The 22,377-nt window shown below is 65.2% G+C and carries 10 protein-coding genes; 5 read left to right on the top strand and 5 right to left on the bottom strand.

Annotated features, from left to right (window positions below):
* On the bottom strand, positions 1-927 hold the full coding sequence (locus tag G471_RS0114520) for a response regulator transcription factor (protein ID WP_028995970.1): 927 nt from the start codon (positions 925-927) through the stop codon (positions 1-3).
* Entirely contained in the window at positions 914-4,297 is a 3,384-nt protein-coding gene (locus tag G471_RS0114515) for a hybrid sensor histidine kinase/response regulator (protein WP_043421667.1), read from the bottom strand. The genes G471_RS0114520 and G471_RS0114515 overlap by 14 nt, the downstream gene beginning before the upstream one ends.
* Positions 4,298-4,546: 249 nt before the next feature.
* Between G471_RS0114515 and G471_RS18475 the strand changes: the two genes are divergently transcribed.
* From G471_RS18475 to G471_RS0114490, 5 genes are all read left to right on the top strand, one after another.
* Positions 4,547-7,546, top strand: a complete 3,000-nt coding sequence (locus tag G471_RS18475) for a CHASE domain-containing protein (RefSeq protein WP_051295514.1) — start codon at positions 4,547-4,549, stop codon at positions 7,544-7,546.
* A gap of 172 nt (positions 7,547-7,718) precedes the next feature.
* A complete protein-coding gene (locus tag G471_RS0114505) occupies positions 7,719-11,075 on the top strand; it encodes a transglutaminase family protein (RefSeq protein ID WP_028995968.1) in 3,357 nt (1,118 codons plus the stop codon).
* Between the two features lie 69 nt (positions 11,076-11,144).
* Complete coding sequence (locus G471_RS0114500; RefSeq protein WP_028995967.1) at positions 11,145-13,667, top strand: circularly permuted type 2 ATP-grasp protein; 2,523 nt, start codon at positions 11,145-11,147, stop codon at positions 13,665-13,667.
* A 2-nt stretch (positions 13,668-13,669) separates the two neighbouring features.
* Positions 13,670-14,632 carry a transglutaminase family protein gene (locus G471_RS0114495; protein ID WP_028995966.1) on the top strand — a complete coding sequence of 321 codons (963 nt, stop codon included), beginning with the start codon at positions 13,670-13,672 and terminating at the stop codon, positions 14,630-14,632.
* The gene (locus G471_RS0114490; RefSeq protein WP_051295513.1) at positions 14,632-15,849 is read left to right on the top strand and encodes a TIGR03862 family flavoprotein; all 1,218 of its coding nucleotides are present in this window, start codon (positions 14,632-14,634) and stop codon (positions 15,847-15,849) included. The genes G471_RS0114495 and G471_RS0114490 overlap by 1 nt, the downstream gene beginning before the upstream one ends.
* Here the strand turns inward: G471_RS0114490 and G471_RS0114485 are convergent, their stop codons facing one another.
* The 3 genes from G471_RS0114485 to G471_RS0114475 are packed head-to-tail and all read right to left on the bottom strand — an operon-like array spanning position 15,850 to position 22,303.
* On the bottom strand, positions 15,850-18,867 hold the full coding sequence (locus G471_RS0114485) for a CBS domain-containing protein (protein WP_081700291.1): 3,018 nt from the start codon (positions 18,865-18,867) through the stop codon (positions 15,850-15,852).
* Complete coding sequence (locus G471_RS17890; protein WP_169720506.1) at positions 18,864-21,170, bottom strand: PAS domain-containing hybrid sensor histidine kinase/response regulator; 2,307 nt, start codon at positions 21,168-21,170, stop codon at positions 18,864-18,866. The genes G471_RS0114485 and G471_RS17890 overlap by 4 nt, the downstream gene beginning before the upstream one ends.
* Positions 21,171-21,220: 50 nt before the next feature.
* Positions 21,221-22,303: a response regulator gene (locus tag G471_RS0114475; protein ID WP_028995963.1), complete on the bottom strand. Its 1,083-nt coding sequence runs from the start codon at positions 22,301-22,303 to the stop codon at positions 21,221-21,223.
* Positions 22,304-22,377: the final 74 nt, after the last annotated feature.

The raw sequence follows: 22,377 nt of genomic DNA, 5'->3' as shown, positions 1-22,377 counted from the left end.
TCAGCCTCCCCGCATTTTTCCCAAGGCCAGATTAGCCGCCGCCGTGCGCGTTTCCACCCCGAGCTTTTCGTAAATGTGCTCCAGGTGTTTGTTGACCGTGCGCGGGCTGCTGCCGAGGATGTCGCCGATGTCCTTGCTGGTCTTGCCCTGGACCACCCAGTAGAGCACTTCGGCTTCGCGCTGGGTGAGGCGGAAGGCGGCGATCAGGGATTCGACGGCGGAGGCGTCGTTTTCCTCGCGCAGGACGACCAGCCATTCGTCGTCGCCGGTCTGGTCGTGGAAGGAGGCGAGCAGGCGCTTGTTGCCCTGGGCGGTGAGCAGCGGCGCCGGTTCGCGCTGGTCGCGGCGGGCGGCGTTGGCGGCGGCGATCCAAGCGAGCAGTTCTTCCGGGGCGACGGTTTCCGGGTTGGCGAAATAGGCGTTGAGCAGGTCGCGGGCCAGCGGCGTCTGCCAGACGATGCGGCTGTCGGCGGCGCGGACGGCGACGGTGGCCTGGCCGAAGGCGTCGAGCGCGCTGCGCGCCTGCTTCATCTGGCGGGCGTTCTGCATGTGCGCGGCGATGCGCGCCAGGACTTCGGCCGGGCGGATCGGCTTGGTCACGTAGTCGGCGCCGCCGGCGGCGAAGGCGGCGACGACGTGCTCGGTTTCGGTGAGGCCGGTCATGAAGACGATGGGGATCTGCTGCGTCGCGAAGTCGGCCTTCAGCCGGCGGGCGACTTCGAAGCCGTCGATGCCGGGCATCAGCGCGTCGAGCAGGATGACGTCGGGCAGGCTCTGGCGCGCCCGCTGCAGCGCCGATTCGCCGTTGGTGGCGACGAGCACGGTGTAGCCGGCCTCGTCGAGCGCGTCGTGCAGCAGCGAGAGGTTCTCGGGGACGTCGTCGACGATCAGGACGATGTCGGAGATGGCGCGGTCAACGGGGTTCATGGGCCGATTTTCTCAGGATTTCCTTCATCGCGTCGAACTGGAACTGGCGCGCCAGTTCGCGCAGGACGCGGACGAACTCGCCGTGGCGGGCGTCGAGCTTTTCGATCTCGGCGAGCTGGGTGAGGATGCCGCGCAGGTAGCCAAGGTTGATCGCTTCTTCCAGCGCGCTGACCTGCCCGGCGTCCGGGGCGACCAGCGGCAGCGGTTCGGCCGGCGCCGGGGCGGGCGGTGGCGTGTCGGCGGTGACCCATTCGAGGCCTAGCTTTTTGCCCAGCCAGTCGAGCAGTTGATTGACCTTGAGCGGCTTGACGATGAAATCCTCAGGCGCAATGCCGACATCGTTGTCCAGCCCCTTGTCGAAGGCGTTGGCCGAGAGAATGGCGATATGGGCGTCGGTCAATTGCTGCTGGCGGATGCGGCGGATGGTTTCCCAACCGTCGATGCCGGGCATGCCGAGGTCCATGAAGACGAGGTGCGGTTTGCACCGGGGAATCGCTTGCAGCGCTTCGTAGCCGCTGGCGGCCTGGTCGACGATGAAGCCGAGCGGTTCGAGCACGCTCTGCAGCATGTCGCGGTCGACCTTTTCGTTGTCGACGACGAGGATGCGTTTGCGCACGCCGACATAGCCAACCCGGTTGAGCTTCGGCAGTTCGCGTGCCGCCTGTGCCGAATGCACCTGCGGCAGGAAGAGGCGGATGCGGAACAGCGTGCCCTCGCCGGGCGTGCTCGACACCTGCATTTCGCCGCCCATCAGGTCGGTCAGCATGCGGGCGATGGTCAGGCCGACGCCGCTGCCGCCGGCCTGCACCGTGCTGCCGCGGACGAAGGGTTCGAAGATGCGTTCCATGTCCTCGGCCGGGATGCCGGGGCCGGAGTCGCGGATTTCGAAGACGGCCATCTCGCGCCGGCATTCGACCTTGAATTCGACGCCGCCGCGCACCGTGAACTTGACCGCGTTGCCGAGGATGTTGATCAGGATCTGGCGCAGCCGCTTCTCGTCGGCGCGGACCACGGCGGGCAGCTCGCCGGCCGGCCGGTAGTCGAACGACAGCCCCTTGTTGCGCGCCTGCAGCTCGAACATGCCGACGATCTGCTGCATGAAGTCGGGGAAGTCCATCGCCTTGACCTCCAGCGTCAGCTTGCCGCCTTCGATGCGGGCGATGTCGAGGGTGCCCTCGATCACCGACAGCAGGTGGTCGCCGGACTTGCGGATGACGCTGACCGCCTGCTTGCGCTTGGGCGGCACTTCGGGGTCGGCGTCGAGGATCTGGGCGTAGCCGAGGATGCTGTTCAAGGGCGTGCGCAGTTCGTGGCTGATCGCCGTGATGTAGCGGCTTTTCGCCTGGTTGGCGGCGTCGGCTACCTGTTTGGCCTTCTGCAGCGCCTCGTCGGTGCGTTGGTGCGATTCGATTTCCTGCAGCAGCAACTGCGTCTGGCGGTTCGATTCCTCCTGCGCGACGCGCCGGCTTTCCTGGGTCAGCACCATCCACCAGGCGCCGACGCCGGAGAGCAGCAGCAGTGCGGCAAAGGTCTTGACGAAGGTTTCCTGCAGCGCGGCGACCATGCCCGGCTTGCCGTCGCCGAGCATCAGCAGTTCGTGCGTGTACAGCACGCCGAGGACCAGCGCCAGAATCGGCACGATGCCGAGCATCAGCAGCAGGTAGTGGCCGAGCCCGGTTTCCAGATAGGGCAGGGCGGCTTTCGGCAGCAGCCGGCGCAACAGTGCATGCCACTGCGCCGACAGATTGGCGTGCGGTTTGCACAGGTCGTGGCAGCGGGCGTCGAGCGAGCAGCACAGCGAACAGATCGGCCCCTGGTAGGCCGGGCAGTGGGCCATGTCTTCGCCTTCATACTCGCGCTCGCAGATGACGCAGGTGTGACTGTGGGGGGCGGCACCGCCGGCCGTGCGCGCCAGGTAGTAGCGGCCGCCGGTGGCCCAGGCGATCAGGGGCGAAATGACGAAGGCGGCGGCCATGGCGACGAATGGCGCGTAGGGCTGGACGGCGTCGCCGAGCAGGCCCGAGAAGGCGGCTACCGAAAGCAGCGAGGCGACCACCATGGCGCCGACGCCGACCGGGTTGATGTCGTAGAGATGGCTGCGCTTGAACTCCATGCCCTTGGGCGACAGGCCGAGCGGCTTGTTGATGACGAGGTCGGCAACCACCGCCGCCATCCACGAGATGGCGATGTTCGAGTACAGCCCGAGCACCTGGCCGAGCGCCTGGAAGACGTTGAGCTCCATCAGCAGCAAGGCAATCGCCGTGTTGAAGACGACCCAGACGACGCGCCCCGGGTGGCTGTGGGTCAGCCGGGCGAAGAAGTTGGACCAGGCGAGCGAGCCGGCGTAGGCGTTGGTGACGTTGATCTTGAGCTGCGAGACGATGACGAAGATGGCGGTGACGGCAATCGCCAGGGTCGTGTTGTCGAAGACGTGGGAAAAGCCGATCAGGTACATCTGGTTGGGGTCGACCGCCTTGTCCGGGCTAAGGCCGTCGCGCAGCAACAGCCAGGCGAGCAATGCGCCGCCGAGCATCTTGAGGATGCCGGGAACGACCCAGCCCGGTCCGCCGACGATCACCCCAAGCCACCAACGGCTGCGGTTGGCGGCGGTCTTCTCGGGCATGAAGCGCAGGTAATCGACCTGCTCCCCCATCTGGGTCACCATGGCGATGCCGACGGTCAGCGCCGCACCAAAGAGGTGCGGGTTGAAACTGGCGCCGTTGCCGTTCTCGCCGGCGTAGGCGAGCAGGCCGGCGAAGGCGTCGGGCTCTTCGAGCAGCACGAAGACGTAGGGCAGGACCAGCAGGAAGATCCACACTGGCTGCGTCCACGCCTGGAAACGGCTGATCGCGGTGACGCCGTGGGTGACCATGGGGATCACCACCAGGGCGCAGACCAGGTAACCCCAGGCCGGCGGCAGGCCGAAGGCGAGTTCCAGCGCGTAGGCCATGATCGCCGCTTCGAGGGCGAAGAAGATGAAGGTGAAGGACGCATAGATCAGCGAGGTGATGGTCGAGCCGATGTAGCCGAAACCGGCGCCGCGCGTCAGCAGATCCATGTCCAGCCCGTGTTTGGCGGCGGTATGCGAGATCGGCAGGCCGATCAGGAAGATGATCAGCCCGGTCGCCAGGATCGCCCAGAAGGCGTTGATGAAGCCGGCGTTGACCAGCATGGTCGCGCCGACCGCCTCGAGCACCAGAAACGACGCTGCGCCGAAGGCGGTGTTGGCGACGCGTAGTTCGGACCACTTGCGGAAGCTGTGCGGGGTGAAGCGCAGCGCGTAATCTTCGAGCGTCTCGCTGGCGACCCAGGTGTTGTAGTCACGGCGGATCTTGATGATGCGTTGGGCGGGGGCGTTATTCTGGTTCATGCACCAGATTGAAGCAGGTTTTATGCCTTGGTGAACCGGGGTTTTTGTCTGCCTCGCAACTTCTTGGTGCAGGTTTGATTTGTGTTCTGACGCAGGAAGAAATACATTGTCTTAATAGATATCGCTGTCAGGGCACTTCGCTCCTGAAGCAACGATTTCGAGATTGGAGCGCAATTGCCTGTTCCCAAGTCCTGCACCGGAGAGTCATCGCCGCTGGGGTCGCGCCGTCGGGGGATACTGAATCCCGAGGTGTTGCCCTGGATCGTGCTCGGACTGCTGTTGGCGCTGGTCTTTGCCGCCTGGTACCTGGCTCGGGAAACTGCCAACCAGCGCGCCAGCGAGAGTTTCCTCTACCGTGCCGAGAAGGAACGCGATTACATCCAGCGGCGCATGTCGGCGCACGAGCAGATATTGCGCGGTGCCGCCGCCTTCTTCGAAGCCAGCGATGACGTCACCCGGGATGAATGGCGGCGCTATGTCGCGCGCCTGCAACTCGGCGGAAATCTGCATGGGACGCAGGGGCTGGGTCTGGCCCTGGTGTTCGCTCCCGAGGCCAAGGCGGCCCATGAAGCGAGCTTGCGTGCCGACGGCATCTCGCCGCATGAAATCCGCCCGCCCGGCCAGCGCGATCAGTACAGCAGTGTCACCTATCTGGAGCCGCAAAACGAGCGCAACCGGCGGGCGATCGGCTACGACATGCTGACCGACAACGCGCGGCGCGAGGCCATGGAGCGCGCCCGCGACAGCGGGCAGCCGGCGATGACCGGGAAAGTGATTCTCCGACTGGAGCCCGAGGGGCCGGACCGGCAACCCGGTTTCCTGATTTACCTGCCGGTCTATCGTACCGACCTGCCGCGTGACACCGTCGAACAACGGCGGCGCGCGCTACTTGGCTTTGTTTTCAGTCCTTTCCGGGCTGGCGATCTGCTGCGCAATATCAAGGCAAGCCGCGAGATGGATGTCGATTTCGCGCTGTTCGATACTACAGTTGCGCCGGAAAACCTGCTCTACGATTCGCTGGCCGACGAACCGGCGGTATCCGGTCGCCATCTCGTCGATCTGCCGATGGAGCTCGGCGGCCACCGCTGGGTCGTCCGCTTCCGTAGCAGTCCCGAATTCGACCTCGCTTCGACCAGCAGCTTGCCGCAAAGCATTGCCGGTTACGGACTGCTGCTCGGGCTGATGATCTTCGGTCTGCTCTACGGCAATTCCCGTCACAACCGGCGGATCGAAGCGATCGCGCATCGCTTGCGGGACAGTGAGCAGTCGCTGCGCAGCATCCTCGACAACACGCCGGATGCCGTTTTCATCGCCCGCCCGGATGGCAGTTACGAATACGTCAATCAAACGGCCGGCGAGCTGGTCGGCTACACCCGGGAAGAGCTGCTGGTCATGGGTATCGGCGGGCTGGCGCCCAGCGGGCTGGACGAGGTACACCATGAACTGTTCAAGCAGGTTGTCGACGAAGGGCGTTGTTTTGCCGAAATCGATCTGCGCCGCAAGGACGGCAGCATCGCCCATGCCGAAATGAGCGCGGTCCTGTTGCCCAACGGCAATGTGCTCGGCCTGTGCCGGGACATTGCCCGGCGTCGGCAGGCGGAGCAGGCCCTGCTTGCCGCCGAGCGCAAGTTCCGCGGCCTGATCGAGCAATCCCTGGTCGGGGTGTACATCATTCAGGATGGCTATTTCCCTTACGTCAATCCGCGTTTTGCTGAAATGTTCGGCTTCGCCAGCCCCGACGAGGTGATCGGGCAGGTTCCGGTCAGCAATCTGGTGGCGCCGGAAGCACGGGACACCGTCGCTGAAAACCTGCGGCGGCGGATGAGCGGCGAAGTCGAGGCGGTCAATTACTCCTTCGTCGGCGTGCGTCAGGACGGTAGCCGGCTGGATGTCGAGGTCTATGGGCGGATCATGGAGCACGAAGGGCGGCCGGCCGTCATCGGTGTCCTGCTCGACGTTTCCGAGCGCAAGCGGGTCGAGGCCGAACTCGAACAGAACCGCCTGCACCTGGAAGACCTCGTCGCCGCGCGCACCAGCGAACTGCTGTTGGCCAAGGATGCTGCCGAAGCCGCCAATCGGGCGAAGAGCAGTTTCCTCGCCAACATGAGCCACGAACTGCGTACGCCGATGAACGCCATCATCGGCCTGAGCGAAATTCTCCTGCGTCGCTACGACGATCCGGCGTTATGCGACAAACTGGGCAAGATTTCCGGCGCGGCCAATCACCTGCTGCGTCTGCTCAACGACATCCTCGATCTGTCCAAGATCGATGCCGAACACCTGGTGCTGGAGAACGTGCCTTTCCGTTTCGGCAGCTTGCTGGCCGATGTCGACAGCCTGGTTCATGACCGTCTGGAGGCGCGCCATCTGATCCTCAACCGGCAGATCGACCCGCGTCTGGCCAGCCTGGAACTCCTGGGCGACCCCTTGCGCCTGCAGCAGATACTGCTCAATCTGGTGACCAATGCCGTGAAATTCACCGAGCGGGGCGGGGTGACGATAGACCTCGGGGTCGAAGCCGAAAGCCCGGGTGACATCTCCCTGCGCCTGAGTGTCGAGGATACCGGCATCGGCATCCCGGCCGAAGCGCTGGGGCGCATTTTCTCGCCCTTCGAGCAGGCCGACAGTTCGACCACCCGTCGCCATGGTGGTACCGGACTCGGTCTGGCGATCTGCAAGCGCCTGGTCGAACTGATGGGTGGTTCGATCGAAGTGAGCAGCACGCCGGGCCTGGGCAGTTGCTTCAGCTTCGTGCTGCGCTTCCACAAGGCCGCCAAGCCGGCCGCCGATGCCTCGTCGATGGCGATTGCCGGCGGCGAAGCCGAGACGATCATCCGGCAGCGTTATCACGATCGACGCATCCTCGTCGTCGAGGACGATCCGATCAACCAGGAAGTCGCCCGGGAACTGCTGGAAACCTCGCTCGGGCTCGCCGTCGACGTCGTTTCCGACGGTCGCGAAGCGGTCGACAAGGCGGCTGAGGTCCCTTACGACCTGATTTTGATGGATGTCCAGATGCCGGTCATGGACGGGCTGGAGGCGACGCAGGCGATCCGTCAGCTTGCCCTGCATGCGACAACGCCGATCCTGGCGATGACGGCCAACGCCTTCGTCGATGACCGGCAGCGTTGCCTGGCTGTCGGCATGGACGACTTCATCGCCAAACCGGTCAATCCGGATGTCCTGTTCCTGATGATCAAGCGATGGTTTGACCGGATGTCCGCTCAGGTCGGCAAAGACGGCGCCTGATTGCTGCGGCACCGGTTCAGTCGATGATGCATGCACTGTTTAGGTGCGTGCATGCCGACATCAAGCCTTCATGAAGTGCGTCGCACAATGGCGGGCAATAAAAATCAAGGCCTTGTAAGCATGGTTCATGTCTTGCTTCTAGGCTGGTGAACAATCCATCCGGAGCTTGCCCGTGTCCATCCATGTCGCACTGAACCACGTCACGCATTACAGCTATGACCGTCTGATCAATCTCGGTCCGCAGATCGTCCGTCTCCGCCCCTGCCCCCATTCGCGCACGCGCATCCTGTCCTATTCGCTGAAGATCGGCCCGGCGAAGCATTTCATCAACTGGCAGCAGGACCCGCAGGGCAACTACCTGGCGCGCCTGGTGTTCCCGGAAAAGGCCCGCGAATTCCGCGTCGAGGTCGACCTGGTCGCCGAAATGTCGGTGATCAATCCCTTCGACTTCTTCCTTGAACCGCACGCCGAGAAGATTCCCTTTGCCTACGTCGCCGAGGAACGCCACGAACTGGCGCCTTATCTCTACAAGGTCAATTATGGCCCGCTGTTCGATAAGTACCTGGCCGGCATCCCGCGCGAGGCGACGCGTAGCGTCGATTTCCTGGTTGCCCTCAATGCCCAGGTGCAGCGCGACATCAGCTATACGATCCGTCTCGAACCCGGTGTGCAGACGCCGGAGGAAACCCTGGAAAAGCGCTCCGGCTCCTGTCGCGACTCGGCCTGGCTGCTGGTGCAGTTGCTGCGCCATCTCGGCCTGGCCGCGCGCTTCGTTTCCGGCTACCTGATCCAGCTCACCGCCGACGTCAAATCGCTCGATGGCCCGTCGGGCCCGGAAGCCGATTTCACCGACCTGCACGCCTGGACCGAGGTTTACCTGCCCGGCGCCGGCTGGATCGGGCTCGACCCGACTTCCGGCTTGTTCGCTGGCGAAGGCCACATTCCGCTGGCCTGTACGCCGGAGCCATCTTCTGCGGCACCGGTCAGCGGCGCCATCGACAAGTGCGAAACCGAGTTCTCGCACTCGATGGGCGTCACCCGCATCTGGGAAGCGCCGCGCGTGACCAAGCCGTACACCGACGAGCAATGGTTGGAGATCGAGAATCTCGGCCACCACATCGACGACGAGCTCATGCGTATGGACGTGCGCCTGACCCAGGGCGGCGAGCCGACCTTCGTTGCTGTCGACGACCCCGACGGCGCCGAATGGAATACCGCCGCACTCGGCCCGACCAAGCGCTTCTTTGCCGCCGAGCTGTTCCACCGCTTGCGCGATAAGTACGCCCCGAACGGGCTGATGCACTTCGGCCAGGGCAAGTGGTACCCCGGCGAGCAACTGCCGCGCTGGTCGCTGAACTGCTTCTGGCGCAAGGACGGCGAGCCGATCTGGAACAACCCGGCGCTGTATGCCGACGAGCGCAAGGATTACGGCGCCACCGCCGACCAGGCCGGGCATTTCCTCAAGCGCGTTGCCGAGCGCCTGGGGGTGACCCCGGACTACGTCTTCCCCGGCTACGAGGATGTCTACTACTACATGTGGCGCGAACGGCGCCTGCCCGGCAACGTCGACCCGTTCGACTCACGCGTGGACGACGCCATGGAGCGCGAACGCCTGATGAAGGTATTCACCCAGGGCATGACCTACGTGGTTGGCCATACGCTGCCGATCATGAAGAACGTCTACAACGAGTGGCAGACCGGGCCGTGGTTCCTGCGCGCCGAGCGCTGCTACCTGTTCCCCGGCGATTCGGCGATGGGCTACCGCCTGCCGATCGACTCGCAGCCGTGGACGGCGCAGAGCGACTATCCCTACGTCAATGTCCCGGATGCAGAGACGGCGACCGATCCGCTGGCTTCCTACGCCGCCCTGCGCGCCCGCGTCAGCGGCGAAGTCGGCGCCCGCGTGCCGCAGATGCAGGATAGACGTGGCGCAGCTGCCGGGATCAGCGCCGACGGCAAGGGTCGGGCCTGGGAAAAGCCGACCGACACCCGCCCGGGCTTCAAGGAATCCGCCGGCTGGATCACCCGTCTGGCGATGTGCGCCGAGCCGCGCGACGGCAAGCTCTACATCTTCATGCCGCCGACGCAGACGCTCGACGATTACCTGGAAATCGTCGCCGCCGTCGAAGCCACTGCCGAAGAGATGCAGCTGCCGGTGATCATGGAAGGCTACGAGCCGCCGTCCGACCCGCGCCTGACGCATTTCCGGGTCACCCCCGACCCCGGCGTGATCGAGGTGAACATCCACCCGGCCCGCAACTGGGATCAACTGGTCGGTCAGACCACGCACCTCTACGAAGCGGCTCACCTGACCCGCCTGACCACGGAGAAATTCATGGTCGACGGCCGCCATACCGGCACCGGCGGTGGTAACCACTTCGTCCTCGGCGGCGCCACCCCGAACGATTCGCCCTTCCTCCGCCGGCCGGACCTGCTCAAGAGCCTGGTCGCCTACTGGCACAATCATCCCAGCCTGTCCTACCTGTTTTCCGGCCTGTTCATCGGCCCGACCAGCCAGGCACCGCGGGTGGACGAAGCGCGCAACGACAGCCTCTACGAGCTGGAAATCGCCTTCAAGCAGATTCCGCCGGCCGGCCAGAATGTGCCGCCCTGGCTGATCGACCGCATCCTGCGCAACCTGCTCACCGATGTCACCGGCAACACGCACCGTTCGGAATTCTGCATCGACAAGCTGTACTCGCCCGACGGCCCGACCGGCCGCCTCGGCCTGCTCGAACTGCGCGCCTTCGAAATGCCGCCGCACGCGCGCATGTCGCTGGCTCAGCAATTGCTGCTGCGGGCGCTGATCGCCCGCTTCTGGAACGAACCCTACAGCCCGCAACGCCTGGCCCGCTGGGGCACCGAGTTGCACGACCGGTTCATGCTGCCGCATTTCGTCGAGCAGGATTTCCGCGACGTCATGGAAGAAATGACCGCTGCCGGCTATCCGTTCAAGCACGAGTGGTTTGCCCCGCATTTCGAATTCCGCTTCCCGAAATACGGCGATTTCGCGGTCAAGGGCATCGCCTTCGAACTGCGCCACGCGCTCGAACCCTGGCACGTCATGGGCGAGGAGGGCTCGGCCGGCGGCGCCGTGCGTTACGTCGATTCCTCGGTCGAGCGCGTCCAGGTCAAAGTCACCGGCATGGCGCCGGACCGCTACATCCTGACCTGCAACGGCGAACCCGTGCCGCTGACCAATACCGGAAAAAACGGCGAGTTCGTTGCCGGCGTCCGTTACCGGGCCTGGCAGCCGGCGTCCTGTCTGCATCCGACCATCGGTGTGCATGCGCCGCTGGTGTTCGACATCGTCGATACCTGGATGCAGCGTTCGCTCGGCGGTTGCCAGTACCACGTGGCGCATCCGGGCGGGCGCAGTTTCGATACCTTCCCGGTCAATGCCTTCGAAGCCGAAAGCCGTCGTCTGGCCCGTTTCTTCCGCTTCGGCCACACGCCGGGACGGATCGAGGTCAAGGCACCGCAGGTCAGCGCCGAGCACCCGTTTACGCTAGACTTGCGCCGTTTCTAACCGGTTGGGCGGCGGCTTTCCGCCGCCAGCCGAACGACAGGCCGGTAGCGGCCTGTTTCTTTTCCTGCCATGGCCCGTACACTTCTCGCCATCTATCCGCATAGTGCCCGCCGTTACGACGAAATGTTGATGGCGGATGGCGACGTGCGCCCGCACTGGCGGGGCTTCTTCAACCATCTGGATGCCGTGTCGCCGGAAGACATGCACCAGCGGCTGGATTTTGCCGACCGGCGCATCCTGGAAAACGGCGTCACCTACAACGTCTACGCCGACCCGAACGGTGCCGACCGGCCGTGGGTGCTCGATCCGGTACCGCTGATCATCCCGCCCGACGAATGGGCCGAGATTTCTGCTGCCGTGGCCCAGCGGGCGGCCCTGCTCAACGCCATCCTGGCCGATCTCTATGGTCCGCAGACGCTGCTCGCCAAAGGCCTGCTGCCGCCGGCGCTGGTCTATGGTCAGCACGGTTACCTGTGGCCGTGCCAGGGCATACAGCCGCCGGGCGGGGTCTGGCTGCACCATTACGCCGTCGACCTGGCACGCTCGCCGAACGGGCGCTGGTGGGTCATCGCCGACCGCACGCAGGCGCCGTCGGGTGCCGGTTACGCGCTGGAAAACCGGCTGGTCGTCTCGCGCGTCTTCCCGGAAATGTTCCGCGACCTGCACGTCCAGCATCTGGCCGACTTCTTCCGCGACCAGCAGGAAGGCCTGACCAAACTGGCGCCGCTCGATCCGGGCGAGCAGCCGCACATCGTGCTGCTGACGCCGGGGCCGTACAACGAAACCTATTTCGAACACGCCTACCTGGCCCGTTACCTTGGTTTCCCGCTGGTCGAGGGCCAGGACCTGACGGTGCGCGGCGATACCGTGTTCCTGAAAACCCTGCGCGGCCTCAAGCGGGTGCATGTGATCCTGCGCCGCCAGGACGACGACTACTGCGATCCGCTCGAACTGCGCGGCGATTCGGCGCTCGGGATTCCCGGCCTGATCAACGTCGCCCGCGCCGGTCGGGTGGCGATTGCCAATGCGCTCGGCAGCGGACTGCTCGCTTCGGGGGCGCTGATGGGTTTCCTGCCGGCGATCTGCCGCGAACTGCTCGGCGAGAAGCTGGCCATGCCGTCGATCGCCACCTGGTGGTGCGGCGAGAAGCCGGCCCTGGAGTTCGTCAAGGAGAACTTCGACGATCTGGTGATCAAGCCGGCCTACCCGACCCAGCGCATGGAGCCGGTGTTCGGCCATGAGCTGGAGGGCGAGGCGCGCGAGGAAATGCTGCGCCGGATCGAAGCCCGGCCGCATGCCTATGTCGCTCAGGAAATGGTCAACCTGGCGCAGGCGCCGACTTGGAGCCGTGCTCACGAACGCCGGCTGATCGCTCGGCCGGTTGGTCTGCGCGCCTACGCCGCAGTCAATGGCGACGGCGAGTATTCGGTCATGCCCGGCGGCCTGACCCGCGTTGCTCAGGGCGCTGGCGCGCGCATCATCTCGATGCAGCGTGGCGGCGCGTCTAAGGATACCTGGGTGCTGACCAACGGCCCGGTCAGCGAATTCACGCTGCTCAAGCCGTCGTTCGGCGTGCGCGACCTGGTCCGCGCCGGTGCCAACCTGACGTCGCGGGTGGTCGAGAACCTGTTCTGGCTCGGCCGCTATTCCGAACGGTTCGATGACAGCGCCCGCCTGCTGCGGGTTGCCCTGGCGCGCCTGGTCGATGTTGGCGGCGAGAAGACCCAGGCCGTGGCGTCGGTGCTCGAACTGGCCGAGCGACTCGGTGTCCTGCCGACGCCCGAAGAAGATAACGAAGTCGGTGAGGGCAGCGAACATTCGCTGCTTGAAGCCATCTACGATCCCGATCAGCCGGGCAGCCTGGCCGGCAACATCCGCAGCCTGATGTGGTCGGCCTCGCATGTGCGCGAGCGTCTGTCGCTCGATCACTGGCAGTCACTGAACCGCTTGTTGCGCGAACAGCAGACGGCGCAGAAGAAACATCCGACGCTGACCGAGGCGATTGCCTTCCTTGACCGCGTGCTGCTGGTTTCGTCGTCGCTCAACGGCTTCGCCATGGACAACATGACCCGCGACGATGGCTGGCGGTTCCTGATCATCGGCCGCCGTCTCGAACGTTTGTCCTTCCTCGCGCGCGGCGTCGCCGATTTCCTGCGCATGGAATCGGCGCGCGGTCAGGGTTGCCTCGAATGGCTGCTGGAAATGGCCGATTCGATCATCACCTACCGCTCGCGTTATTCGCGCCATGCCGAACTGCTGCCGGTCATCGACCTGCTCGTCTTCGACGAGAGCAATCCGCACGGGGTCAGCTTCCAGACCAATGTGCTTGGCCGTTACCTGGAACGCATGGCCAGCGAGCTTGGCGCCGATTACGACCAGCGCCTGAGCGGGGCCGTCGAGCGCCTGCGTGCCTTCGACCTGGGCAAGCTGGAGCATCTGCAGTTCAACCAGTGCCGCAGTTGTGCGCCCTGCGAAGAACTGGCCACCTTGCTGCTCGATCTCGATGCCGCCGCGGCGCATCTGTCGGACGGCCTGGCCATGCGCTACTTCACCCATGTCGGCGACGTCAGCCGGCAGACCATGGCGCTGTGAACATGGAACCGGTCCGTTACCACGTCCTGCACGAAACCAGCTACGACTACGGCAGTCCGATTTCGCTGTCGCAGCAGCAACTGCACCTGTCGCCGCGCTTCCTGCCCTGGCAACTGGTGCACGAACAGCGCATCGACATCGAGCCGCAGCCGACCTGGCGCCGCGACGGCCTGGATGCCTTCGGCAATCCGGTGAGCTGGATTTCCTTCCACGCGCCGCACGACAGCCTGCGCCTCCGGTCGACGATGAATATTTCGGTCCTGTCGCACATGCCTGACGCCGAGCAGCTTGCGTCCTCGATGCCCTGGGAAGAACTGCGCGAGCGCCTGGCCTACGACGCCCAGCCGCCGGAGCCGGAAGATCTCGAAGCGGTGCGCTTCCTGTTCGAAAGCCCGCACGTCCGCGTCAAGCACGAACTGGCGCAGTATGCGGCCGACTGTTTCCCGCCGGGCACGCCGGTGCTGGTCGGGGCGCACAATCTGATGACAAAGATTTTCGAGGAATTCGAGTTCGACCCGGAAGCGACGACGGTATCGACACCGGTACTCGAAGTGCTGGAGAACAAGCGCGGCGTCTGCCAGGACTTCGCCCACCTGATGATCGCCTGCCTGCGCGCGCTCGGGCTGTCGGCGCGCTACGTCAGCGGTTACCTGCTGACCCGGCCGCCCCCCGGCAAGCCGCGCCTGATCGGCGCCGATGCCTCGCACGCCTGGGTCTCGGTGTATGCCCCGGGCACGGCGGACAACTGGGTCGATTTCGATCCGACCAACAATCTCCTGCCCGATACCGAGCACATCACGCTGGCCATCGGCCGGGATTTCTCCGACATCTCGCCACTGCGCGGCATCATCCTCGGCGGTGGTAGCGCGGAGCCGGAAGTGGCGGTGACCGTGGTGCCGCTCGACGAAGAGGAAATTCCGGAAGCCCTGCGGGCTGCCGCCGAGGCGGTCAAGGCCGCCGACTGATGCGGCGGGCGGTCATCGTCGGCGGTGGTCCGGCTGGCCTGATGGCCGCCGAGCGCCTGGCAGCCCAGCCGGGGATCGAAGTCGATGTCTTCGACGCCATGCCCTCGCTGGGGCGGAAATTCCTGATTGCCGGCGTCGGCGGCATGAACATCACCCATGCCGAAGCCATGCCCGATTTCATTGCCCGTTATGGCGCACGGGCTGCCCAGATCGCGCCGCTGCTCGACGATTTCGGGCCGCAGGCGGTGCGCGACTGGATTCACGGTCTGGGCATAGCAACCTTCATCGGTAGTTCCGGGCGGGTTTTCCCCCGGGAAATGAAGGCCGCGCCGCTGTTGCGCGCCTGGCTGCACCGTCTGCGCGGGCAGGGGGTGCGTTTCCACGTCCGGCATCGCTGGCAGGGTTGGGATGCGGCCGGCCGCTTGCGCTTCTCGACCCCGGCCGGTGAGGTCGCGCACGCTGCCGACGTCACGCTCCTGGCGCTGGGCGGCGGCAGCTGGGCCAAGCTCGGTTCCGACGGACGCTGGGTCGAGGTGCTGGCCAGCCAGAATATTCCGGTCGCGCCGCTGCGTCCGGCCAATTGCGGTTTCGATGTGGCCTGGAGCGAGCATTTCCGCCAGCGTTTCGCCGGCCATCCGGTCAAGCCGGTGGTTGGCGAATGCGCCGGCCTGCGCCAGCAGGGCGAGTTCAACATCACCGCGCAGGGGATCGAGGGCGGGCTGGTCTATGCGCTGTCGGCACCGCTGCGCGATGCGCTCGATGCCGGTGCGCCCGCGCACCTGGTGCTCGACCTGGCGCCGGGGCGTAGCCAGGCGCGCCTGCAGTCCGACCTGGCCCGGCCACGCGGGCGCGATTCGCTGGCCAAGCATCTGCGTCGTTGCGCCGGTATCGAGGGAGTCAAGGCCGGGCTGCTGCACGAATTCTGTCCGCCGCCGGTACTCGGTGATCCCGTTACCCTGGCGGCGGCGATCAAGGCCTTGCCATTGCCGGTCAGGGCCACACGACCGCTCGACGAGGCGATCAGCAGCGCTGGTGGCGTCCGATTCGAGGGACTCGATGACAGCCTGATGGTACAGACCCGCCCCGGGCTATTCCTGGCCGGCGAAATGCTGGACTGGGAGGCGCCGACCGGCGGCTATCTGCTGACCGCCTGCCTGGCCAGCGGCTACCGCGCCGGTAACGGCGCCGCTGCCTGGCTGTCGCGCCAGCCGGCCTGATCAGTCGAGTCGGGCCAGGGCCTGCGCCAGCAGCTCGGCGGCAGCAGCAAAGTCGAAATCGGCGATCTGCCGCTCGAAGCGCGGGAAGTCCTCGCCCAGCAACTGGCGCAGGATGGCGCCATCGGTCTGCAGGCGGGCCTGCGCTGCGAAATCGCAATCATGGAGTTGCTGCGTCAGGCTGGCCAATTGCTGGCGCACTTCGCCGGCGGCCATGTTCAATTGGGCTTGGCTGCGCTGCACGGAGGGCGGGGCCACTTGGAGCGCATCGTGCAGTTGTCGGTATTGCCGCTCGCAGTCGGCGATCAGGCGGAGGATTTCATCGTTCGGCCGCGCCTGGCGGATGGCGTGGTCGACATCGGCCGCGCTCTGGAACACCGCACTGGCGCCAAGCGTTGCCGCTGCGCCCTTGAGCGAATGCGCCAGCCGCCGGGCCTCCTCGTTTTCTCCCTGCGTCAGTAGTTCGCGCATGCGCGCGAAGTCGCCGGTGTGATTGTCGGTCAGGCTGCTCAGCAAGCGGCGATAGGTCGACAGTTTGCCGCGCACGGCGTGCAGGCCGGCCTTGAGGTCGAGGCCCGGGATGCGCCCGAGTTGTTCGAGTTGTGCCGCTTCATCGTCGGCGGCGGGCGGCGGCGAGCCGGCCGGGAGCGTCTTGCCGGCTTCCAGGTCGGCGCGCTTGAGGGTCACCGAGAACCAGAATTCGCTGCCTTCGCCGAGCTGGCTGTTGACGCCTATCCGGCCGTCCATCAGTTCGGCCAGGCGGCGGCTGATCACCAGCCCCAGGCCGACGCCGCCGTGCCGGCGGGTGGTCGAGCTGTCGCCTTGCTCGAAGGGGTTGAACAGGCGCGGTAGAAGATCGGCCGGGATGCCGATGCCGGTATCACGGATCGAGAAGCGCAGGGTGATCGAGCGGGACTCGCTGGTTGGCGCGTCGACCGACAGGGTGATGCTGCCGCGGTCGGTGAACTTGACGGCGTTGGACAGCAGTTGCTGCAGGATCTGCCTGAGGTAACCCGGATCGCCACAGAGGCGTGCCGGAACCACGGGGGCCAGGTGGTGTACGAAGTCCAGCCCCTTGCTGCGCGCCTGTTCGGCGAACGGCTGGCAGGTTTCGGACAACAGGTCGGCGAGCGCGAAATTGGCGTTCGCCGGTTTCTGGGTGCCCGATTCCAGGCGTGACAGATCGAGAATGTCGTTGAGCAGTTGCATCAGCTGGTTGGCAGCGTCGGCAATCCGGCCCAGCCGCTCGTCGTCGTGGTCGCGCTGGAGCAGGTGAGTCAGCCCGAGGATGGCGTTCATCGGGGTGCGGATTTCGTGGCTCATGTTGGCCAGGAAGCTGCTCTTTGCCCGGCTGGCCGACTCGGCTTCTTCCTTGGCGTGCTGCAGTTGCTGGGTCCGTTGTTCGACCAGATTTTCGAGTTCGGCACGGTAACGCGCCAGTTCCTGCTGGTCGCGTTTGCGCTCGGTGATGTCTTCTTCGATCGCCAGATAATGGCTGACCTGGCCGTCGGCCTGGCGAACCGGGGAAATGATCGCGTAGGCGTTGTACAGGGTGCCGTCCTTGCGCCGGTTGATGAATTCGCCCCGCCACAGGTCGCCTCCGCGCAAGGATTGCCATAGCGCCTGCGGGGTTTCCGGTGGCGTCTGCTCGGATTTAAGGAAACGCGGATTGCGACCGATGGCTTCTTCCGGCTGGTAACCGGTGCAGGTGACGAAGGCGCGGTTGACGTATTCGATGTTGCCCTCGGCGTTGGCAATGACCACGCTGTGCGGACTTTGCTCGATGGCCAGCGACAACTGGCGCAGGCTGGCTTCGTTGGCGGCCATGGCGCGGCGCTGGCTGATGTCGGCAAGAATGCCACTGGCCATCGTCACCCGACCGTCGCCGTTGCGCTCGGTGATGCTGCCGCGGTCCTCGACCCACAACCAGCCTTTGGCGGCATGGCGGACCCGGTATTCCAGGCGGTGTTGATCGCTGCTACCGTCGAGGAGGGCGGCGAAGGAGCGCTGGTAGGCGGCCTGGTCGTCGGGGTGGATGCGTTCGCGCCACTGCAGTACGGACTTCGGCTGGGCAGCCGTGGATTCACCGAACAGGTTGCACAGGCTGTCGCTGCAGAGGAATTGGTCGTTGCCCGCACGATATTCCCAGGCCCCGGCCCCGGCGGCGGCCAGGGCGAAGTCGAGCTGGGTCTGCAGGCGCTGGCGGTCGCGTTCTTCGCACAGGTGGATCAGGGCAGCTTCCATCTCGTGCAGGGCCAGTTGCTCGAACAGTCGCTGCTGGCTGACCATGCCGGCGAGCCGGCCACGCTTGTCGAGAACCAGCATGTGCCTGACGCGGTGCGTGGCCATCGCGGCCAGGGCATCGCTGACCGAACTGTCGATGTCGACACTGTACAAGGGGGCGGTCATCGCTTCGGATAGCGTAATGTCGCTGGCTGCCTGCACGCGATTGAGCAGGCGAGGAATGTCGCGTTCGGTCAGGATGCCTTGCGGGACACCGTTGGCGGAGCACAGCACGTAGTCCGTCGTATTGCTCAGCATGCGGGCCAGCGCCTCGTTGAGCGGCGTCTCCGGCGAAAGCTGGGGCATCTCCCGGTCCATCGCGCTGCTCAGGTTCTGCATGTGCTTGAACGCTAGGGTACCGAGATGGCGGCGGAAATCGGTTTCACTGACGATGCCGGCGGTGCGACCATCGCCAGCCAGCACCACCAGATGGCGGATGCGATGCGTGTCGAGCAGTTTGCGGGCCGCCAGCAGGTCAAGTTCAGGTGGCGCGGTAACCAGTGGGCTGGACATCAGTTCGCTGATCGGGGTGTTGCCGGGCAGGCGCCAGTGCAGGGCGCGCAGCAGGTTGCTTTCGGTGACGATGCCGCTGGCGCATTCCGGGCTGCCGACCAGCAGGCTGGAAATGCCCGCCTCGCTCATGATCCGGGCAATTTCGGCAAGCGGGGTAGACAGTTCGACGGTACGGACGTCGGTCGTCATGATGTCCGCCAGGGTCATGGGAAAACGCGGGGTCATGAGGATCTCGGATGTTCCTGTTGGTAGTGCTGGATGCCGGTGCAGGTCTGCTTCAAGGCGTCGATCAGGTCGGCAAACAATGGTTCGGGATCGTTGGCCGGACCACCGGGCAGCAGGGCGTCGTTGAGGGCGCAGGCGGCAGCATGGATTCGCCAGAGGCCGAGCGTTCCGGCCACGCCCTTGAGATTGTGCGCCAGCTGCCGGGCATCGTGCAGGCGGTTTTCCCGGCGTGCCGCGTCGAGGATTTCGTCGTCATGACCGTGGCCCGTGATGAAGCTGTCGAGCAGACGCCGGTAATTGCCGATCCGGTTGCGTACGGCGACCATGGCCTGTTCCATGTCCACCCAGTGCTGGGCGGCCAGTGCGGCCTTTTCATCGTCTGCCGGCGGGGCATGCGTGACGGGCTGGCTGGCCGTATGCAGCGGCATCCATTTGGCGATCGAGGCGTACAGGTTGTCGGGATTGACCGGCTTGGCGATGTGGTCGTTCATGCCGGCTTCGAGGCAGCGTTTGCGGTCCTCGCCGAAGGCGTTGGCGGTCATCGCCAGGATCGGCGTGAGACAGCCATCGGCGCGCAGCCTGCGGGTGGCTTCGAGGCCATCCATGACCGGCATCTGCATGTCCATCAGGATCAGATCGTAGGTGTTGCCCAGGCAGAGTTCAATCGCTTCCGCACCGTTGGTGGCAACGTCGATGGTGAAGCCGACGTCTTCGAGCAGTTCGCGGGCGACTTCCTGATTGATCGGGTTGTCCTCGACCAGCAGGATATGCGGCGATTTCTGGAATTGGCGGAGTTGGGTGGCGGCGCCGGCATCGGCCACGGCGATGGCAGCGTTGTCACCCTTGCCGGCCTGCAGGCGGGCGGTGAACCAGAAATTGCTGCCGACCTCGGGCGTACTGTCTACTCCGGTATCGCCGCCCATCAACTGGGCCAGGTGACGGGCGATGGCCAGGCCGAGGCCGGTACCGCCGTAGCGCCGGGTGGTCGAGTCGTCGGCCTGTTCGAAGGCCTGGAACAGGCGTACCTGCTGTTCCGGCGTGATGCCGATGCCGGTATCGCGAACCGCGAAGCGGACCAGCAGGCCGCTGCTGTCCCGGTCGACCAGGTCGACCTCGACGCGAATGCTGCCGTGCTCGGTGAATTTGGCCGCATTGGTGAGGAAGTTGAGGAGAATTTGCCCGAGCCGCAGCGGATCGCCATGCAGGACCTCGGGCAGAGCGGGATCGATGTGGCAGGAGAATTGCAGGCCGCGCGAGCGGACCCGGTCGACGATCAGGGTCGAGGTGTTGTCGATGATCTGCTGCAGGCGGAAGTCGCTGGGCGCCAGAACCAGCTTGCCGGCCTCGATTTTCGAGATGTCGAGAATCTGGTTGATGATCGCCAGCAGGTGGTGGGCGGCGTCCTGGACCTTGGCCAGGCGGTCGAGCATGCCCGGATCGCCGGTCTGGCGGGTGGCCAGGTGGGTGAGGCCGATGATGGCGTTCATCGGCGTGCGGATTTCGTGGCTCATGTTGGCCAGGAAGGCGCTCTTGGCCCGGTTTGCTTCTTCTGCCGCATCGCGGGCGCTGGCCAGTTCACGGGTGCGTTCGGCGACCAGTTCTTCGAGGTGCAGACGGTAACGTTCCAGTTCCCGGTTGGCCTGCCGCTGTTTTTCCTCGCGCTCGATCAGGGCGCGCGCATCGGCCAGGCGGCGGGAGATGTCGGTGATGAAGACGATCAGGTAGCGTCTGCCATCGACCCGGATGATTTCGGCCGACAGGCTGATGTCACGGCGATGGCCGTCGCTGGCGACGCCGACACTTTCGTAGTCGATGATATGGCCATCGCGCTCGAGGATGGCGATCATCCGGTCGCGGTCTTCCGCTTTTCCCCACAGTCCGGCTTCGAGCGTCGTCTTGCCGAGCAGCGCTTCCCGGGTCCAGTGGTAATCCTGCAGCATGCGTTCATTGACATCGACCAGTCGGCCGTCTTCGAGGCGGGTGATGCAGGCCGCGACCGGCGCGGCCTGGAAGGCGACGGCGTAGCGAGCCAGGGTCTCGCTCTCTTCCTTGAGTGCCAGCAGCATGCTGTGCTCGTTGTCACGAGCTGCGTGTAGTGCCTGGTGAGCAGCAGCGAGCTCGCCGAACTTGCGCCGCATCAGGTAATAGAGCAGGCCGGCGGTGATCGCGATGTAGAGCCAGCCCTTGAGCAGGTTGACCAGCGCGCGTTCCTTTTCGCTGGGGATCAGCCAGTTGACGGCGAGGTCGCTGAACAATATCCAGCACGCGCCGAAGGCCATGTACCAAAGAACTACCTTCTGCATCGCCCGGGCATATCCGGGATCTTTGGTGGCCGGTGTTGCCTGGACTGGGTTCATTCAGCGTAGGCGGCGGCGATGCGTTTGAAGGTTTCGAATTCGCCGACAAAGGCGCTGACCACGTCGGGGTCGAAATGGCTGCCGCTGCCGGCGACGATGATCCGGTAGGCTTCTTCCATCGGCATTGCCGGCTTGTAGACGCGGGCGCAGATCAGTGCATCGAAGACATCGGCCAGCGCCATCAGGCGCGCGGAGATGGGGATCTCATCGCCGGCCAGGGCGCCGGGGTAGCCGCTGCCATCCCATTTTTCGTGGTGGCAGCGGGCGATTTCCTGGGCGATGCGCAGGAATTCGACCGGTCGCGCCGAATCGGCTTCGGCCTGGGCAATCGCCTGGGCGCCAATTTCGGCATGGGTCTTCATGACTTCCCACTCTTCCGGCGTCAGCTTGCCGGGTTTGAGCAGGATGTGATCGGGAATGCCGACCTTGCCGATGTCGTGCAGCGGTGCCGATTGTGCCAGCGCATCGATGGTGCGGCGGTCGAGATAGGCGCTGAAGCGGGGATGATGTTGCAGGGCATTGGCCAGCGTGCGCACGTATTCCTGGGTGCGGCGCAGGTGGTTGCCGGTTTCCGGGTCACGCGTTTCCGCCAGGTGGGCGAGGGCGTGGATACTGACTTCCTGAATCAGCTGGTTTTCCGCCATGCGCCGGGCGACTTCCTTTTCCAGGAAGGCGTTGTGGTCGCTGAGCATGTCGCGGGCCCGCTTGAGTTCGAGTTGGGTACGCACCCGGGCGAGCACGATGGCCGGCCGGATCGGCTTGGTGATGTAGTCCACCGCGCCGCAGTCGAGCCCACGTTCCTCGTCGTCGGTACCATCCATCGCCGTGACGAAGATCACCGGAATGTCGCGGGTGGCGGCGACACTGCGCAATTCGGCCAGGACGTCGTAACCGTCCATGCCCGGCATCATCACGTCAAGCAGGATCAGGTCGGGCGGCGGGGTCGCGTTGGCGATCTGCAGGGCGCGCTGCCCCGAATTCGCTGCCCGGACATGGTAGATCGGCTGCAGCAGTTCGCCGAGGACGCTGAGGTTCTCGGGAACATCGTCGACAATCAGAATGGTCGGCTGCGCTTGGATCTTGGTTCTCCAGCCTGGATAGGGGGTGGAGGGATTATCACCCGTGCGGCCGGTTCTGGCTACTGCCCTTTGGT

Origin of the sequence: Azonexus hydrophilus DSM 23864 (assembly GCF_000429605.1) — a bacterium.
Lineage (GTDB): Bacteria > Pseudomonadota > Gammaproteobacteria > Burkholderiales > Rhodocyclaceae > Azonexus > Azonexus hydrophilus.
Note: the sequence above shows the minus strand (reverse complement) of the source record. Positions and strands in the feature narration are given on the sequence as shown.

Bases quoted from the DNA above. Each gene is read 5' to 3' on its own strand.
- G471_RS0114520 (WP_028995970.1), bottom strand. From the start codon at position 927: ATGAACCCCGTTGACCGCGCCATCTCCGACATCGTCCTGATCGTCGAC.
- G471_RS0114515 (WP_043421667.1), bottom strand. From the start codon at position 4,297: ATGAACCAGAATAACGCCCCCGCCCAACGCATCATCAAGATCCGCCGT.
- G471_RS0114500 (WP_028995967.1), top strand. From the start codon at position 11,145: ATGGCCCGTACACTTCTCGCCATCTATCCGCATAGTGCCCGCCGTTAC.
- G471_RS0114495 (WP_028995966.1), top strand. From the start codon at position 13,670: ATGGAACCGGTCCGTTACCACGTCCTGCACGAAACCAGCTACGACTAC.
- G471_RS0114490 (WP_051295513.1), top strand. From the start codon at position 14,632: ATGCGGCGGGCGGTCATCGTCGGCGGTGGTCCGGCTGGCCTGATGGCC.
- G471_RS0114485 (WP_081700291.1), bottom strand. From the start codon at position 18,867: ATGACCCCGCGTTTTCCCATGACCCTGGCGGACATCATGACGACCGAC.
- G471_RS17890 (WP_169720506.1), bottom strand. From the start codon at position 21,170: ATGCAGAAGGTAGTTCTTTGGTACATGGCCTTCGGCGCGTGCTGGATA.